The following is a 16,971-nucleotide window of genomic DNA, read 5'->3' as shown; positions in this document are numbered from 1 at the left end:
ATATACAGCCAATTAATAAATAAAATATATAAGTTATGAATGCGGTGGCTGAATAAAGCTATTTTTATTCATCGAGAAAATAGCCATACTGACGCCTTCAATGGATATTGATATTCACTACAGATATTGTTCGCAGCAGACAGGATGTATTTAATATGCCAACAGTTCTCTCTCGCATGGCGATGCAACTCAAAAAAACAGCGTGGATAATTCCCGTTTTCATGGTTTCGGGATGCTCATTATCTCCGGCAATCCCGGTGATCGGCGCTTATTATCCCAGCTGGTTTTTCTGCGCCATTGCCAGCCTTATTTTGACGCTCATCACGAGGCGAATTATTCAGCGGACAAATATCAATCTGGCATTTGTCGGAATTATTTATACCGCCCTTTTTGCTCTCTACGCCATGCTGTTCTGGCTGGCATTTTTCTAATCTATTTGAGACGCGCTCATGGAAAGTACGCCGAAAAAAGCTCCTCGCAGTAAATTCCCTGCTCTGTTAGTGGTTGCGTTGGCGCTGGTTGCCCTTGTTTTCGTTATCTGGCGCGTAGACAGTGCGCCATCAACTAATGACGCTTACGCGTCAGCAGATACCATTGATGTGGTGCCGGAAGTCAGCGGGCGCATTGTAGAACTGGCGGTCACCGACAACCAGGCAGTCAAACAGGGCGATTTGCTGTTCCGCATCGACCCGCGCCCATACGAGGCCAATCTGGCGAAAGCCGAAGCCTCCCTCGCGGCGCTGGATAAGCAAATTATGCTCACCCAGCGTAGCGTTGACGCGCAACAGCTTGGTGCCGACTCGGTTAATGCCACGGTAGAAAAAGCCCGTGCCGCTGCAAAACAGGCCAGCGATACATTACGCCGCACCGAGCCATTACTGAAAGAAGGTTTTGTCTCAGCGGAAGACGTTGACCGTGCAAGAACGGCGCAGCGCGCTGCAGAAGCGGATCTTAATGCCGTATTGTTACAGGCGCAGTCAGCCGCCAGCGCCGTCAGCGGCGTCGATGCGCTGGTGGCGCAACGTGCGGCGGTCGAAGCGGATATTGCCCTGACCAAACTGCATCTGGAAATGGCGACCGTCCGCGCGCCGTTTGATGGCCGGGTCATTTCCCTTAAAACCTCGGTTGGGCAATTTGCTTCTGCCATGCGCCCTATTTTCACCCTAATCGACACTCGTCACTGGTACGTGATCGCCAACTTCCGCGAAACCGATCTGAAAAATATTCGCTCAGGTACACCCGCAACGATTCGCCTGATGAGCGACAGCGGCAAAACCTTCGAGGGTAAAGTGGATTCGATTGGCTACGGCGTGCTACCGGATGACGGCGGCCTGGTGCTGGGCGGCCTGCCGAAAGTGTCACGGTCTATTAACTGGGTCCGCGTCGCCCAGCGTTTTCCGGTCAAAATCATGGTTGATAAACCTGACCCGGAAATGTTCCGCATCGGCGCTTCGGCAGTCGCTAATCTTGAGCCGCAATAATGAGCGCGCTCAACTCCCTGCCATTACCGGTGGTCAGGCTGCTGGCGTTCTTTCATGAAGAGTTAAGCGAGCGGCGACCTGGCCGCGTGCCGCAGACCGTGCAACTCTGGGTAGGCTGCCTGCTGGTGATTCTGATCTCGATGACCTTTGAGATCCCTTTTGTGGCGTTATCGCTGGCAGTGCTGTTTTACGGTATTCAGTCGAACGCGTTTTACACCAAATTTGTGGCGATCTTATTTGTGGTCGCCACGGTGCTGGAGATCGCCAGCCTGTTTTTGATCTACAAATGGTCATACGGCGAACCGTTGATCAGATTGATCATCGCAGGTCCTGTCCTGATGGGTTGCATGTTTTTGATGCGTACCCATCGGCTGGGGCTGGTCTTTTTCGCCGTCGCCATTGTCGCTATTTACGGGCAAACCTTCCCCGCCATGCTCGACTATCCGGAAGTGGTCGTGCGCTTAACGCTGTGGTGTATCGTTGTCGGCCTCTACCCGACGTTATTGATGACGTTAATCGGCGTGCTGTGGTTTCCCAGTCGTGCCATTACGCAAATGCATCAGGCGCTTAATAATCGGCTTGATGATGCCATTAGTCACCTGACGGACAGCCTCGCACCGCTACCCGAAACGCGGATTGAAAGAGAGGCACTGGCACTGCAAAAACTCAATGTCTTTTGTCTCGCGGACGATGCCAACTGGCGAACTCAAAGCGCATGGTGGCAAAGCTGCGTGGCAACGGTAACCTACATTTACTCGACGCTGAATCGCTACGATCCCACCTCTTTTGCTGATTCACAGGCAATCATTGAGTTTCGGCAAAAATTAGCCTCTGAAATCAACAAACTGCAACATGCTATTGCCAAAGGGCAGTGCTGGCAAAGCGACTGGCGGCTTAGTGAAAGTGAAGCGATGGCAGCACGGGAATGTAACCTGGAGAATATCTGCCAGACGTTGTTGCAACTGGGTCAGATGGACCCGAATACGCCGCCAACGCCCGCAGCCAAACCGCCGTCAATGGTCGCCGATGCTTTTACCAATCCAGACTATATTCGCTACGCGGTAAAAACGCTGCTCGCCTGTTTGATCTGTTACACCTTCTACAGCGGCGTCGACTGGGAAGGTATTCATACCTGTATGCTGACCTGCGTGATCGTCGCTAACCCGAACGTCGGTTCGTCGTACCAGAAGATGGTGCTGCGTTTTGGCGGGGCCTTTTGCGGCGCGATTCTGGCGCTGTTATTCACGCTACTGGTCATGCCCTGGCTGGACAATATTGTCGAATTGCTGTTTGTGCTGGCACCGATTTTCCTGTTGGGCGCATGGATTGCCACCAGCTCCGAACGCTCTTCTTATATCGGCACACAGATGGTGGTCACCTTCGCGCTCGCCACGCTCGAAAACGTTTTTGGCCCGGTGTACGACCTGGTGGAAATTCGCGATCGCGCCCTGGGTATCATCATTGGTACCGTGGTGTCCGCGGTGATTTACACCTTTGTCTGGCCTGAAAGTGAAGCGCGCACACTGCCGCAAAAACTGGCTGGCGCGCTGGGTATGTTGAGTAAAGTAATGCGGATCCCACGCCAGCAGGAAGCCACGGCTCTGCGCACTTATCTGCAAATTCGTATAGGTCTGCATGCGGCGTTTAATGCCTGTGAAGAGATGTGCCAACGCGTGGCGCTGGAGCGTCAACTAGACAGCGAAGAACGCGCATTACTGATTGAACGTTCGCAAACGGTTATTCGTCAGGGACGCGACATTCTTCACGCCTGGGATGCGACCTGGAACTCGGCGCAGGCGCTGGATAACGCACTACAGCCGGACAGAGCAGGCCAGTTTGCCGACGCACTGGAGAAATACGCCGCCGGTCTGGCAACCGCACTCAGCCGTTCTCCTCAAATAACGCTTGAAGAAACACCCGCCTCGCAGGCCATCCTGCCGACTTTATTAAAACAGGAGCAACACGTCTGCCAGCTTTTCGCCCGCTTGCCAGACTGGACAGCCCCGGCATTAACGCCCGCCACGGAACAGGCACAAGGAGCCACGCAATGATCAATCGTCAACTTTCACGCCTGCTGTTGTGCTGCATTCTCGGCAGCACGACGCTGCTTTCCGGCTGTGCCCTGGTACGTAAGGATTCTGCGCCTCATCAACAGCTCAAACCGGAACAAATCAAACTTGCCGATGATATTCATCTGGCCAGTTCCGGCTGGCCACAGGCGCAGTGGTGGAAACAATTTAACGATCCGCAACTGGATACCCTGATCCAGCGCACGCTGCAAGGTTCACACACGCTTGCTGAAGCGAAACTGCGGGAAGAAAAAGCGCAATCACAGGCCGACCTGTTAGATGCCGGTTCACAATTGCAGGTGGCTGCGTTAGGGATGCTCAACCGCCAACGTGTCTCGGCGAACGGTTTTTTAAGCCCTTATTCAATGGATGCGCCAGCACTGGGTATGGACGGGCCGTACTATACGGAAGCCACAGTAGGTTTGTTTGCCGGACTGGATCTTGATTTGTGGGGTGTACATCGCTCGGCGGTTGCCGCCGCTATTGGCGCGCATAATGCCGCGCTGGCAGAAACCGCAGCAGTAGAGCTATCGCTGACCACTGGCGTAGCGCAGCTTTATTACAGTATCCAGGCCAGCTATCAGATGCTTGATCTGTTAGAACAAACTCGCGATGTGATTGATTACGCGGTTAAAGCGCACCAGAGTAAAGTGGCACACGGCCTGGAAGCGCAAGTGCCTTTCCACGGCGCGCGGGCACAGATTCTGGCGGTCGATAAACAAATTGCTGCCGTCAAAGGGCAAATCACCGAAACGCGAGAATCTCTGCGCGCATTGATTGGCGCGGGGGCCAGCGATATGCCGGAGATCAAGCCGGTGGCATTACCGCAAGTACAGACCGGCATTCCGGCGACGCTCTCTTATGAGTTGCTCGCCAGACGCCCGGATCTGCAAGCCATGCGCTGGTATGTTCAGGCGTCATTAGATCAGGTAGATTCCGCGCGGGCGCTGTTCTACCCGAGCTTTGATATCAAAGCGTTTTTCGGTCTGGACTCCATCCACCTGGATACCTTATTCAAAAAGACCAGTCGTCAGTTCAACTTCATACCGGGTCTGAAATTGCCACTGTTTGACGGTGGACGGTTGAATGCCAATCTCGAAGGCACTCGCGCCGCCAGCAACATGATGATTGAACGTTACAACCAGTCAGTACTGAACGCGGTGCGCGACGTTGCAGTCAATGGCACGCGTCTGCAAACGCTCAACGACGAGCGGGAGATGCAGGCAGAACGCGTAGAAGCAACCCGCTTCACCCAGCGTGCCGCCGACGCCGCCTACCAACGCGGTCTAACCAGCCGCTTACTGGCCACCGAAGCTCAGTTGCCGGTGCTTTCCGAAGAGATGTCATTACTGATGCTGGACAGCCGCCGTGTGATTCAAAGTATTCAGTTGATGAAATCGCTGGGCGGCGGGTATCAGGCGGCTCCCGTCGTTGAGAAAAAATAAAATGTCTGCCGCGTGATGGCTGTCACGCGGTATTTCGTTTCGTCACGTCAAAACTGACGACAGCCTGTTTTTCGTCAGAGTTTTGAATAAATAGTGCCCGTAATATCAGGGAATAGCCTCAAATAAAATGTGGCATAAAAGATGCATACTGTGGTCGAGAGCGCGTATGCGTGATTTGATTAACTGGAGCGAGACTGATGAAAAAAGTCGTCACGGTTTGCCCATATTGCGCATCAGGTTGCAAAATCAACCTGGTCGTCGATAACGGCAAAATCGTCCGGGCGGAGGCAGCGCAGGGGAAAACCAACCAGGGTACTCTGTGTCTGAAGGGTTATTATGGCTGGGATTTTATTAACGATACCCAGATCCTGACCCCGCGCCTGAAAACCCCCATGATCCGTCGCCAGCGTGGCGGCAAACTCGAACCTGTTTCCTGGGATGAGGCACTGAATTACGTTGCCGAGCGCCTGAGCGCCATCAAAGAGAAGTACGGTCCGGATGCCATCCAGACGACAGGCTCCTCGCGTGGTACGGGTAACGAAACCAACTATGTAATGCAAAAATTTGCGCGCGCCGTTATTGGTACCAATAACGTTGACTGCTGCGCTCGCGTCTGACACGGCCCATCGGTTGCAGGTCTGCACCAATCGGTCGGTAACGGCGCAATGAGCAATGCCATTAACGAAATTGATAATACCGATTTAGTGTTCGTTTTCGGGTACAACCCGGCGGATTCCCACCCTATCGTGGCGAATCACGTGATTAACGCTAAACGTAACGGGGCGAAAATTATCGTCTGCGATCCGCGCAAAATTGAAACCGCGCGCATTGCTGACATGCACATCGCACTGAAAAACGGCTCGAACATCGCGCTGTTGAATGCGATGGGCCATGTCATTATTGAAGAAAATCTGTACGACAAAGCGTTTGTCGCTTCCCGTACGGAAGGCTTTGAAGAGTATCGTAAAATCGTTGAAGGCTACACGCCGGAGTCGGTTGAAGATATCACCGGCGTTAGCGCCAGTGAGATTCGTCAGGCGGCGCGGATGTATGCCCAGGCGGAAAGCGCATCTATTCTGTGGGGCATGGGTGTGACCCAGTTCTATCAGGGCGTGGAAACCGTGCGTTCTCTGACCAGCCTCGCGATGCTGACCGGTAACCTCGGTAAGCCGCATGCGGGCGTTAACCCGGTTCGTGGTCAGAACAACGTGCAGGGTGCCTGTGATATGGGCGCGCTGCCGGATACGTATCCGGGATACCAGTACGTGAAAGATCCGGCTAACCGCGAGAAATTCGCCAAAGCCTGGGGCGTGGAAAGCCTGCCTGCTCATACCGGCTATCGCATCAGCGAGCTGCCACACCGCGCAGCGCATGGCGAAGTGCGTGCCGCGTACATTATGGGCGAAGATCCGCTGCAAACGGATGCGGAACTGTCGGCAGTACGTAAAGCCTTTGAAGATCTGGAACTGGTCATCGTTCAGGACATCTTTATGACCAAAACCGCGTCGGCGGCGGATGTCATTTTACCGTCAACGTCGTGGGGCGAGCATGAAGGTGTCTATACTGCGGCTGACCGTGGCTTCCAGCGTTTCTTCAAGGCGGTTGAACCGAAGTGGGATCTGAAAACGGACTGGCAGATTATCAGTGAAATCGCCACCCGTATGGGTTATCCGATGCACTACAACAATACCCAGGAGATCTGGGACGAGTTGCGTCATCTGTGCCCGGATTTCTACGGTGCGACTTACGAGAAAATGGGCGAACTGGGCTTCATTCAGTGGCCTTGCCGCGATACGTCAGATGCCGATCAGGGGACTTCTTATCTGTTTAAAGAGAAGTTTGATACCCCGAACGGTCTGGCGCAGTTCTTCACCTGCGACTGGGTAGCGCCAATCGACAAGCTCACCGACGAGTACCCGATGGTGCTGTCAACAGTGCGTGAAGTCGGTCACTACTCTTGCCGTTCGATGACCGGTAACTGTGCGGCACTGGCGGCGCTGGCTGATGAACCCGGCTACGCACAAATCAATACCGAAGACGCCAAACGTCTGGGTATTGAAGATGAGGCATTGGTTTGGGTGCACTCGCGTAAAGGCAAAATTATCACACGTGCGCAGGTCAGCGATCGTCCTAACAAAGGGGCGATTTACATGACCTACCAGTGGTGGATTGGCGCCTGTAACGAGCTGGTCACCGAGAACTTAAGCCCGATTACGAAAACGCCGGAGTACAAATACTGCGCCGTACGCGTCGAGCCGATCGCCGATCAGCGCGCCGCCGAGCAGTACGTGATTGACGAGTACAACAAGTTGAAAACTCGCCTGCGCGAAGCGGCACTGGCGTAAATAAGTCCCTTCTACAGCCTCCACTGGGAGGCTGTTTTTTTATCCATTCGAACTCTTTATACTGGATACACCCTACCCAATCGTATTATCAAAATGAAAAAAATTATCGCATTGATGTTGTTTTTGACATTCTTTGCCCACGCGAATGACTCTGAGCCTGGCAGCCAGTATGTAAAGGCGGCAGAGGCCGGAGATAAACGCGCACAATATTTTCTTGCCGACAGCTGGTTTAGCTCCGGCGATTTGAGCAAAGCCGAATATTGGGCACAGAAAGCCGCCGACAGTGGTGATGCCGATGCCTGCGCGCTGTTGGCGCAGATTAAAATCACCAATCCGGTCAGTCTGGACTATCCACAAGCAAAAATTCTCGCCGAAAAAGCAGCGCAAGCGGGCAGTAAAGAAGGTGAAGTGACGCTGGCACATATTCTGGTGAATACTCAGGCAGGTAAACCGGATTATCCGAAGGCGATTTCGCTGTTAGAAAACGCCTCGGAAGATCTGGAGAACGACTCCGCCGTCGATGCCCAGATGCTGCTTGGTTTGATTTACGCCAACGGCATAGGCATTAAGGCCGATGATGAGAAAGCGACCTGGTATTTCAAGCGTAGCTCTGCGATTTCCCGTACCGGTTATTCCGAGTACTGGGCAGGAATGATGTTCTTAAACGGTGAAGAAGGTTTTATCGAGAAGAACAAACAGAAGGCGCTGCACTGGTTGAACCTGAGCTGTATGGAAGGGTTTGATACCGGGTGTGAAGAGTTTGAAAAATTAACCAATGGTTAAGGTAGCCCTGATAAAACGCGGTAATCGTCGCATCAGGCATTGATGTCGGATGCGGCGTAAACGCCTTATCCGACCTACAAAATCACGCTAAATCAAACTATTGCGCAGTCTGGCGTAGGCCTGATAAGACACGGCAAGCGTCGCATCAGGCATTGATGTCGGATGCGGCGTAAACGCCTTATCCGACCTACAAAATCACGCTAAATCAAACTATTGCGCTGTCTGGCGTAGGCCTGATAAGACGCGGTAAGCGTCGCATCAGGCGTTGATGTCGGATGCGGCGTAAACGCCTTATCCGACCTACAAAATCACGCTAAATCAGGCTATTGCGCTGCCTGGCGTAGCCCTGATAAGACGCGGTAATCGTCGTATCAGGCATTGATGTCGGATGCGGCGTAAACGCCTTATCCGACCTACAAAATCACGCTAAATCAGGCTATTGCGCTGTCTGGCGTAGGCCTGATAAGACGCGGTAAGCGTCGCATCAGGCATCCACACATTGCCGGGTGGATATCCCCGGCAATCTTCAATTACTGATCCGCAGTCTTATCAAATTTGCCCAACACTTCACGCTCGTAGGCCATCGCTTTTTTGTGGTCAAATTTGTGTTCCCACTTGGCAATCACCAGCACCGCTAGCGCATTACCTACCACGTTCAGCGCGGTACGCGCCATGTCGAGGATACGATCAACACCGGCAATAAACGCCAGACCTTCCAGCGGAATACCTACGCTACCCAGCGTTGCCAGCAGCACCACAAACGACACGCCCGGCACGCCAGCAATCCCTTTCGAGGTCACCATCAGCGTCAGCACCAGAATGATTTCCTGCCAGATGGACAGGTCAATACCATACAACTGCGCGATGAAAATAGCGGCAATACTTTGATACAGCGTCGAACCATCAAGGTTAAAAGAGTAACCGGTCGGCACCACGAAACTGGTGATCGACGCCGGGGCACCGTAGGCTTCCATCTTCTCAATAATTCGCGGCAGCACACTTTCGGAGCTGGCAGTGGAGTACGCCAGAATCAACTCATCTTTCAGAATACGAATCAGGATCCAGACACTTAACCCGCACAGGCGCGCCACAATTCCCAGCACTACCAGCGCGAAGAACAGAATGGCGAAATGCACCAGCAGCACCAGTTTCGCCAGTGGCCACAGAGAAGAGAAACCAAAGTTAGCCACCGTCACCGCAATCAGCGCAAACACACCCACTGGGGCATAGCGCATCACCATGTGAGTCACTTTAAACATGGTTTCAGAGATGGAGCGGAACACGGTCACCAGCGGTTCACGATGCAACGCAGGCAGGGAGGAAAGCCCCAGACCAAACAGCACCGAGAAGAAGATGATTGGCAGCATTTCGCCTTTCGCCATCGACGCCACAATGTTCGTCGGCACCAGCGACAAAATCGTCCCCATAATGCCGTGGGAACTGCTTTGGACTGCTTCCGTAGTGCTCTGATATTTCGAGATATCGACGGTCGCCAGCTGCGACATATCCACCCCGGAGCCGGGCTGGAAGACGTTCGCCAGAGTGATCCCCAAAATGATAGCGATGGTGGTGATCACCTCGAAGTAGATAATGGTTTTCGCACCAATTCTCCCGAGCTGTTTGGCGTCGCCGACACCTGCGATACCGACCACCAGCGTGGAAATTACAATCGGCACAACAATCATTTTGATCAGGTGGATGAAGATATCACCCGCTGGAGAGAGCAAATTGACGACCAGCCATTCGCGGCTGTCGCTATGGTAGTGCAGGTAACTTCCCAGGAGAATGCCCAGCACCATAGCAAACAGAATCTGCCAGGCCAGGCTGAATTTTATATTTTTCATATGAATGACTTCCTCAATGGAGCGCCGTTCCCCGTTCAGAAACGTGAGAACGTGACATACTGCCAGGGCATGAATTGTGTTGCGTTGGTTTGTAGATTTTTTTAACGCTTATGATCAGTATCATTTGCGCGGTATGTTGCGCAACCCTTTAACAACAGAGCTTTTCGCTGCATTAATGCATAATAACGCGAGTTTATGGCAGGATTAATGAATAACCATTTGTTATGGAAAGATTTTTATTTGTTTAATCTGCAATAATACTGATTAGTGATTATTTTTGGCATATGTTCATTCGATTATTTTTTATGCAGCTCAATGACATAATCTCCAACGCCGGATGATTAATCCGATCGCCGCTGTAGCAGTTTTGCCATATTAATCGACTCAACCAGCTGTGTTCGGTTAACTCGCGGTGAGTTGAGATCCATCACTTTTTGCCATAGTTCGATGGCTTGCGCGTAGTTCGCCTGCATAAACGCATCTGAAGCCAGCAGCATCAGGGCGGTTATTTCATTACTGTCCAGCGCGAGGGCTTTGTCGATCATTGCGCGAGTCTGGGCGGTCATATGCTGGCTGGCCTGGTAATAAAGCACCGTCGCCAGCGCCGCATACAGTTCAGCGTTCTCACCACGTAGTTGCAACGCCTGACGGTACGCCAGCAGCGCATTGCTGTAATCGTTTTGCCACAGATAGTACTCGCCCAGTAACGCCCACTGTTCGCTGTTTTGTGGATTGGCGCGGATTTTATCCTGCAATGCCTGAAGCTGTGTCTCGGGGGTTTGCTGGCTGGCAAACTGATGTAGCGGATCGCGCTGACGCTGATACTCCGCACGTACCGCCTGCCATTTTGGGCTTAACAGATAACTGCCGACACAGAGAAATACCATCAATATCGCGAGTGTTGTCAGCATGTTCACCGGTATTTGAGGCTGTTTCATCGCTTCACCCTCACCCGCCAGAGGATCAACACCATCAGCAGTAACAACACCACTGGCAGCGCCCACAACACCAGCGTCTGACCGGTCAGCGGTGGGTTATAACGAACAAAATCACCGTAGCGTTCGGTCATCCAGCCGATGATTTCGGCTTCGTTCTTCCCCTCCGCCACCATGCTGTAAACCTGATGGCGCATACTGACCGCCACCGGCGCGTTGGATTCCAGTAAGTTTTGATTCTGGCACTGCGGGCAGCGTAACTGGCTGGCAATATTTAACGCCTGTTCCTGTTGTTGTGGATTGGCAAATTGCCAGGTGTCTACGACCTGAGCGTGCGCAAAACAGGTAAATAGCAGCAGCAAAATGAGAAGCCCTTTATTCATCGCGCTTCCTCCCCCGCCATCCGCTTAATAACGCGCCCGCAATCATCAACAATCCTCCCCCCCAGATCCAGCGCACACCGCTTTGTACATACAAACGAAAAGCGTAACGATCCGCTCCGGTTTTTTCACCCATGACCGCATACCAGTCATGGATGCCGTTCCAGCGAATTGACGGCTCCATCATTTGCTGACGACGTGCTTCGTAAAAACGCCGCTCCGGCGTTAATTCACCAATACGTTGCTGATGGTCAAACAGTGTCACTATCGCTTTTTCGCTGGTGTAATTGCCTTTGGCTTGCAGATCGAGGCGTTCAAAACGGAAGGTGTATCCTGCCAGCGTCACCTGTTGACCCGGCTGTAAATTCAGGCTGATCTCCTGACGGCTAATGCTGGAAACCACGATCCCCGCGGCAAATAACAGCACGCCCGCATGCGCCAGCAGCGCCGGAAGCTGCGCGCGTTTGCCAGTGACAAACGTCGCCAGCACAATCACCACCTGCATCAACAGACCAAACGGTAACGTCGCGCGGTTAAAATACGGCGCGCCAACGGAGAGGCGTCCCCAGCCCAGCAGGCCGTAAATCATCGGATAAAGCGTTCCCACCAGCACGATCAGTAGCACTGCGCAAAACAGCAACAGCGTAGCGAGGATTAACATTTCCCGCGATAACCCCGCAAAACGCACCGCCGGGCCACCGTCCCGCGCTCGCCAGCCATACAGAGCCAGAGACGCAAGGCTAATCAGCGCAAACAGGCTGAACAACGGCACGGCGCGGACGTTATCCAGCGCGAACGCATGAACCGAAACCAGAATGCCAGAACGGACAATCAACGTGCCCAGCAACGACAACATCAGGGTAACTATCGCCAGCAGCAGCGACCAGTGGCAGAAAATCCCCCGCTGACGTGTCAGGGACAAACTGTGCAGCAGCGCAGTGGCAGAAAGCCAGGGTAATAAAGAGGCGTTTTCCACCGGATCCCAGAACCACCAGCCGCCCCAGCCCAGTTCGCAATAGGCCCACCAGGAACCGAGGATGATCCCCGCCGTTAATGCACTCCAGCCAGGTAACGCCCAGCGCCAGCAAATTCGGGCGCTGGCCGCATCAAACTCGCCGCGCAGTAGACTCGCCAGCGCCACGCTCGCCGCTACCATCAAACCGCCATAGCCGAGATAAAGCAGCGGCGGATGGAAGATAAGACCAGGATGTTGCAGCATCGGATTGAGATCGCGGCCTTCGATTGCTGGTGGAAATATCCGCACGAAGGGATCGGACCACAGCACCACAAACAGTAGCAGCGCGGCGAGCATGAGAGATAAAACGGCTAGCGTCAGCGGAAATAGCGGATCGGTTTGCTGCCGATAATGCCAGGCAAACAGCGTACTCCAGGCGGAAAGCAACAGCACCCAAAGCAGCAGCGAACCTTCATGGCCGCCCCACACCGCCGCCAGTTTAAGTTCCCACGACAGCAGGCTGTAGCTATGTTGGGCGACATAAATGACCGAGAAATCGCTGATGAGAAAACAATACGTCAGTACGCCAAAGGCGAGCAGCAGGAGTGTGAACTGCGCCAGAATGCCGATGCAAGTGAGTCGCATCATGGCAGGCCAGCGCAACCGCACTCCCGCGAAGGTCGTCAACGGGGTCAACACGTTGACCCCGAGACTTAACAACAACGCCAGAAAACCGACTTCAGGAAGGAATACGTCCAGAAACCACCTCTTTTCTGGCTTACGCCACCGTTAACTGTCCGGCGTAGAGAATGAAAAAGCGCAGCATCAATACACCGACCAGGCTGGCTCCACACGCCGCCAGCACGGCAGGAATGCCAGAACTGCGATTCACCCACGGTTTGAGCAACATCGGCACAATTAGCCCCAGCCCGGCGACACCAAGCCAGAACCACCACGTCCAGAAACCGCCACCCAATGCCGCCACCAGCGCACGCACTTTACCGTCATCACCCAGTGCCAGTCCGACGAAAAACGCCACCAGCAGGAAGATTTCACCCCATACCACAGGGATTTCCATCCGGTGAACAAAGTGCGCTTCCGTGGAATGCGGGTTATTGCGCTGCCGTATCGCCATGGCGATCAGCGCCACTGCCGCACCGGACGAGATGCCGGAGAACAGGAACAGCACCGGCAGGATTGGGTTATTGAGGAACGGATACGATTTCAGCGCCGACAGCAGAAAACCGGTATAAGCCCCCAGCAGCACAGCCAGCACCAGCATCAATGTTTCCAGCCCACGATGAACGGGCGTCAGCAGGCTCAGAAACTTTTGCACGATCCCCAGCTTCGGCAACCAGCGTTGTTGCAGGACAAGCAAATCGTGTTCAAAGATTTTCGCCAGCCACAGCACCAGCACCACCATGTAGAGCTGAAACAGCATCACCCCCATCGACATCACCGAGGTAAAACTGTAGTGGAACATCAGCTTCCAGAAGGTCCACGGCTTTGTCAGGTGGAAGACGAGGATCAACAGACCGAGGATCACCGCGCCAGGCCCGACAATCAGCGTGGTGCGCAGCAACATACTGTCTGCACCGCCCGCCTGCGGGTAAAAGCGACGTAACAGCACGGCGAGCGTCACCAGACCGGCAGAAATACCAATCAAAAACAGGTAGATGGCAATCGGCCAGTCCCACACCAGCGATTCAAAATGAAATGCGGAAGCCTGCGTCATTGGCTCACCTCCCCGTATTTAAACGGTACGCGGTACAGCTTCGGTTTGGTTCCCAGCGCCAGCTTGTAGCGGTAAGTGGGCTTCTGGCGCAGCAGTTGCGAAATCTCACTGTTGGGATCGTCCAGATTGCCAAACGTCAGCGCCTTCGTCGGGCAAGCCTCAACGCACGCGGGCAGCTTACCGGCCTGCAAATTGGTCTTACGGCAGAAATCGCATTTGTCCGCCGTCTTCGTGACCGGATGGATAAAGCGCACGCGGTACGGACAAGCGGCGATGCAGTACTGACAACCGACGCAGAGATCCGGGTTAACATCGACAATCCCGCTGGCGGCATCGCGAAAAGAGGCACCCGTTGGGCAGACGTCAACGCACGGCGCATGGTCGCAGTGCTGACAAGACTTACGGAAGAAGCGATATTTCACATCAGGAAATTCGCCCTGCGGCTCGCTACGAATAATCGTCAGGCGCGAGACACCTTCCGGCACCTTGTTCACTTCCCGACAAGCATCCATACAGGCGGTACAGCCGATACATAACGATTCGTCATGCACCATGCCGTAACGCACTCCATTGATATTCAACGTTTTCGCCACCACGCGCCCTGCGGTGCCGCTGACGGCTGCCAGCACGCCGACGCCGGTGAGAAACTGGCGACGTGACCAGGTCATGGCTGCTCCTTAAGCAACGGAACAGACGCCGGGTTAAAGTTCGGATTGGTGCGCTGATCGCTGTGGCAATCGACGCAAATCTTGATCCGTCCTTTGTCACTTAACGTCTGCATCGTATCTTGCTGTGGATGCAGGGAATGGCAGCTGGCGCACGCCACTTTGGTTACGTGGACATCGTGCGGCCAGAACGCTTTTTGCAACTGTTCCGGCAGATGGCAGGACATACAGACGCTGTTCTGCTCTCCAACCTTGTACATCGGCTCGTTAAAGCGCATCACATCTTTCACCCCTTCGCGGTGTTGCGGTGATGGCTGACCGTGACAGTTGGTGCAGGTGACCGGCAGTTTGTTATTCGGGTTGATAACGGAAGCATGTTTGCCATGCATACCTTCGGTATCTGGTTTATGACAGTCCAGGCAGGCGGCATCCGGGTTACGCTGCTGGGTAACTTCGTAGCGATCATCAGATACCTGCGCCGCAGGGGTAGCGGTAATTCCGTTCAGGCTCCACAACAGGCCCGACGCCAGCACCCCGGCAGTTAATAACGAACGTAATACGCTCATATTCACTCCATTGTGTTTTCCGCCCCTTGCGAGGCGGAACGGGGTTATTGGCTTAACAGACCGTTTTTACGTGCCTGCTCTTCCCACTGCGGGATCACCGTTTTGATGAAGTCCTGCTTCTCGGCCTTGATTTGTTCCATGTTCAGGCCAATTGCCTGCTGGGCTTTCTCTTTGGTCGAGATATCCGGGATCTGGATTTCATGGGTGATGCCTTTGGTCGCCAGCAGGCGCGCCAGTTTGGTACGCGCATCCGCCGCTTTATCCATCGCAGTACCGAGCATCCGCAGACCTTCTTCCGGTGCGTGCATATGAATACCGTGGGAAGCGATCGCCAGATCCCAACGCCACTGGGCATGACGGATATCGTCCTGAATCGGCTTCATTTCGGCTTCTGTCGCGCCTGCGTCCAGCGCCGCTTTCGCTTCGAAGTGAGCGTGAACCAGTTGATCTTCAACCTTGATTTTCAGGTCGTTAATCGACTGCTTACGTTCCGCGACCACTTTTTGCAAGGCAGCTTTGTCCTGGGTATGGCAGTTCGCACAAGTCTGGGCGAAGTTATCAAACGGATTGCCAATTTTATGGTCGGTGTAGAGTTTGCCTTCGGCGTTCTGCACTTTCGGCATATGGCAGTCGATACAGGTCACGTTGTTCTTGCCGTGAATACCCGCACTCCAGGTTTCATATTCCGGGTGCTGCGCTTTCAGCATTGGTGTTTTTGACAGGGAGTTAGTCCAGTCAGAGAAGGCAATTTTGTCGTAATACTGCTCCATGTTTTCGACTTTCATGCCGTTATCCCACGGGAATTTAACGGCCTTATCTTTACCGTCAAAGTAATATTCCACGTGGCATTGACCGCAGACCATTGACTGCTGGTCGAAGCGTCCGCCTTTCTCAAAAGGTTTACCAATGGCTTCCATCGCACGAGCCGCATACGGACGTGAAAGTGTTAACTCCGGCTTGCCTTTGGCGAACTCTGGCGAAGCGGTGTTATGGCAGTCGGCACAACCTAAGTTGTTGACGATTTCCGGGCCGCCGCGCGCCCATTTACCGTGGAAGTAGCCATCTTCTCCGTCTTTCTGGATCAGACGCGCCACATCCGGGCTTTTACAACTCCAGCATGCCATCGGTAGCGGACCATCTTCAGCGTTTTTCGGCGCACCGGTACGCAGGGTTTCACGGACATCGGTCACAGCAAAGGCATGTCCGCGCGGCTTGTTGTAATCGCGCGAGAAGGGATACCCCGCCCACAGGATCACCAGCCGAGGATCTTCCGCCAGCGCGTCAACACGCTCTGACTGTTCCGAGGTGGCTTTCCAGGAGAGATATTGATCGGGATGCTGCGGGGCAAAGGTTTCGTTCTTCGCTTCCACAGTTACAGGTTTCGCGGGAGCGGCCGTTTGTTCAGCGTGAACAGAAGTGAAAAAGAAAAAAGGAATCAACAAGCTGAAGATACGGCGTGCGTTTATTTTTATCCTTGTCATAGGGGCTTTATCCAAATTTTGCCATTGAGGCAATGGCAGTTTTTATTGTTTTTTCATGACAGTAACCGCACATACACTGTCATGACATTGCTCGCCCCTATGTGTAACAAATAACCACATGCTGAATGTTGTCTTTAATCAATTGTAAGTGCATGTAAAATACCACTTTAGAGTTAGTCGATAATTTCCTCCATTTCAAACACATGCATAACTGCATGTTCCAGAAAGAAAATGCCAACTTTTGTTGGTGTCCTTCAAAAATAATCCTGTCGTTTATTTGCACAATT

The 16,971-nt window shown here is 53.4% G+C and carries 14 protein-coding genes; 6 read left to right on the top strand and 8 right to left on the bottom strand.

The annotated features are described in order from the left end of the window. Positions 1–155 precede the first annotated feature (155 nt). The 6 genes from FEM44_RS12290 to yjcO all read left to right on the top strand — a co-directional run bounded on the left by FEM44_RS12290 (position 156) and on the right by yjcO (position 8,123). Positions 156–431, top strand: a complete 276-nt coding sequence (locus FEM44_RS12290) for a YtcA family lipoprotein (protein ID WP_001308208.1) — start codon at positions 156–158, stop codon at positions 429–431. A gap of 18 nt (positions 432–449) precedes the next feature. Continuing rightward, complete coding sequence (gene mdtN, locus FEM44_RS12285; RefSeq protein ID WP_135523547.1) at positions 450–1,481, top strand: multidrug efflux transporter periplasmic adaptor subunit MdtN; 1,032 nt, start codon at positions 450–452, stop codon at positions 1,479–1,481. After that, a complete protein-coding gene (gene mdtO / locus FEM44_RS12280) occupies positions 1,481–3,532 on the top strand; it encodes a multidrug efflux transporter permease subunit MdtO (protein ID WP_135523546.1) in 2,052 nt (683 codons plus the stop codon). Before mdtN ends, mdtO begins: the two co-directional genes overlap by 1 nt. After that, positions 3,529–4,995: a multidrug efflux transporter outer membrane subunit MdtP gene (gene mdtP / locus FEM44_RS12275; protein ID WP_135523545.1), complete on the top strand. Its 1,467-nt coding sequence runs from the start codon at positions 3,529–3,531 to the stop codon at positions 4,993–4,995. The genes mdtO and mdtP overlap by 4 nt, the downstream gene beginning before the upstream one ends. Before the next feature lie 197 nt (positions 4,996–5,192). Continuing rightward, on the top strand, positions 5,193–7,340 hold the full coding sequence (gene fdhF, locus FEM44_RS12270) for a formate dehydrogenase subunit alpha (RefSeq protein ID WP_077629246.1): 2,148 nt from the start codon (positions 5,193–5,195) through the stop codon (positions 7,338–7,340). 93 nt (positions 7,341–7,433) lie between these two features. Continuing rightward, positions 7,434–8,123: a Sel1 family TPR-like repeat protein YjcO gene (gene yjcO / locus FEM44_RS12265; RefSeq protein ID WP_135523544.1), complete on the top strand. Its 690-nt coding sequence runs from the start codon at positions 7,434–7,436 to the stop codon at positions 8,121–8,123. 530 nt (positions 8,124–8,653) lie between these two features. On the opposite strand, the gene gltP is transcribed toward yjcO, so the two are convergent. The 8 genes from gltP to nrfA all read right to left on the bottom strand — a co-directional run bounded on the left by gltP (position 8,654) and on the right by nrfA (position 16,684). Beyond that, positions 8,654–9,967, bottom strand: a complete 1,314-nt coding sequence (gene gltP, locus FEM44_RS12260) for a glutamate/aspartate:proton symporter GltP (protein WP_135523542.1) — start codon at positions 9,965–9,967, stop codon at positions 8,654–8,656. Between the two features lie 341 nt (positions 9,968–10,308). Then, positions 10,309–10,905: a heme lyase NrfEFG subunit NrfG gene (nrfG, locus tag FEM44_RS12255; RefSeq protein ID WP_135523541.1), complete on the bottom strand. Its 597-nt coding sequence runs from the start codon at positions 10,903–10,905 to the stop codon at positions 10,309–10,311. Beyond that, complete coding sequence (gene nrfF / locus FEM44_RS12250) at positions 10,902–11,285, bottom strand: heme lyase NrfEFG subunit NrfF (protein WP_135523540.1); 384 nt, start codon at positions 11,283–11,285, stop codon at positions 10,902–10,904. The genes nrfG and nrfF overlap by 4 nt, the downstream gene beginning before the upstream one ends. Next, the gene (locus FEM44_RS12245) at positions 11,278–12,996 is read right to left on the bottom strand and encodes a heme lyase CcmF/NrfE family subunit (RefSeq protein WP_167850678.1); all 1,719 of its coding nucleotides are present in this window, start codon (positions 12,994–12,996) and stop codon (positions 11,278–11,280) included. Before FEM44_RS12245 ends, nrfF begins: the two co-directional genes overlap by 8 nt. A gap of 19 nt (positions 12,997–13,015) precedes the next feature. Next, positions 13,016–13,972 carry a cytochrome c nitrite reductase subunit NrfD gene (gene nrfD, locus FEM44_RS12240; protein ID WP_135523538.1) on the bottom strand — a complete coding sequence of 319 codons (957 nt, stop codon included), beginning with the start codon at positions 13,970–13,972 and terminating at the stop codon, positions 13,016–13,018. Continuing rightward, entirely contained in the window at positions 13,969–14,640 is a 672-nt protein-coding gene (gene nrfC / locus FEM44_RS12235) for a cytochrome c nitrite reductase Fe-S protein (RefSeq protein ID WP_000220281.1), read from the bottom strand. Before nrfC ends, nrfD begins: the two co-directional genes overlap by 4 nt. Next, positions 14,637–15,203 (bottom strand): cytochrome c nitrite reductase pentaheme subunit, encoded by a 567-nt coding sequence (nrfB, locus tag FEM44_RS12230; RefSeq protein WP_001437857.1) that lies wholly within the window; start codon positions 15,201–15,203, stop codon positions 14,637–14,639. The genes nrfC and nrfB overlap by 4 nt, the downstream gene beginning before the upstream one ends. Before the next feature lie 44 nt (positions 15,204–15,247). Then, entirely contained in the window at positions 15,248–16,684 is a 1,437-nt protein-coding gene (gene nrfA / locus FEM44_RS12225) for an ammonia-forming nitrite reductase cytochrome c552 subunit (RefSeq protein ID WP_135523537.1), read from the bottom strand. Positions 16,685–16,971: the final 287 nt, after the last annotated feature.

The sequence above is a fragment of the Escherichia sp. E4742 genome, from assembly GCF_005843885.1.
GTDB lineage: Bacteria > Pseudomonadota > Gammaproteobacteria > Enterobacterales > Enterobacteriaceae > Escherichia.
The sequence above is the reverse complement of the archived record's forward strand: the minus strand, read 5'-3'. Positions and strand labels throughout refer to the sequence as shown.

Bases quoted from the DNA above. Each gene is read 5' to 3' on its own strand.
- FEM44_RS12290 (WP_001308208.1), top strand. From the start codon at position 156: ATGCCAACAGTTCTCTCTCGCATGGCGATGCAACTCAAAAAAACAGCG.
- mdtN (WP_135523547.1), top strand. From the start codon at position 450: ATGGAAAGTACGCCGAAAAAAGCTCCTCGCAGTAAATTCCCTGCTCTG.
- mdtO (WP_135523546.1), top strand. From the start codon at position 1,481: ATGAGCGCGCTCAACTCCCTGCCATTACCGGTGGTCAGGCTGCTGGCG.
- mdtP (WP_135523545.1), top strand. From the start codon at position 3,529: ATGATCAATCGTCAACTTTCACGCCTGCTGTTGTGCTGCATTCTCGGC.
- yjcO (WP_135523544.1), top strand. From the start codon at position 7,434: ATGAAAAAAATTATCGCATTGATGTTGTTTTTGACATTCTTTGCCCAC.
- gltP (WP_135523542.1), bottom strand. From the start codon at position 9,967: ATGAAAAATATAAAATTCAGCCTGGCCTGGCAGATTCTGTTTGCTATG.
- nrfG (WP_135523541.1), bottom strand. From the start codon at position 10,905: ATGAAACAGCCTCAAATACCGGTGAACATGCTGACAACACTCGCGATA.
- nrfF (WP_135523540.1), bottom strand. From the start codon at position 11,285: ATGAATAAAGGGCTTCTCATTTTGCTGCTGCTATTTACCTGTTTTGCG.
- nrfD (WP_135523538.1), bottom strand. From the start codon at position 13,972: ATGACGCAGGCTTCCGCATTTCATTTTGAATCGCTGGTGTGGGACTGG.
- nrfC (WP_000220281.1), bottom strand. From the start codon at position 14,640: ATGACCTGGTCACGTCGCCAGTTTCTCACCGGCGTCGGCGTGCTGGCA.
- nrfB (WP_001437857.1), bottom strand. From the start codon at position 15,203: ATGAGCGTATTACGTTCGTTATTAACTGCCGGGGTGCTGGCGTCGGGC.
- nrfA (WP_135523537.1), bottom strand. From the start codon at position 16,684: ATGACAAGGATAAAAATAAACGCACGCCGTATCTTCAGCTTGTTGATT.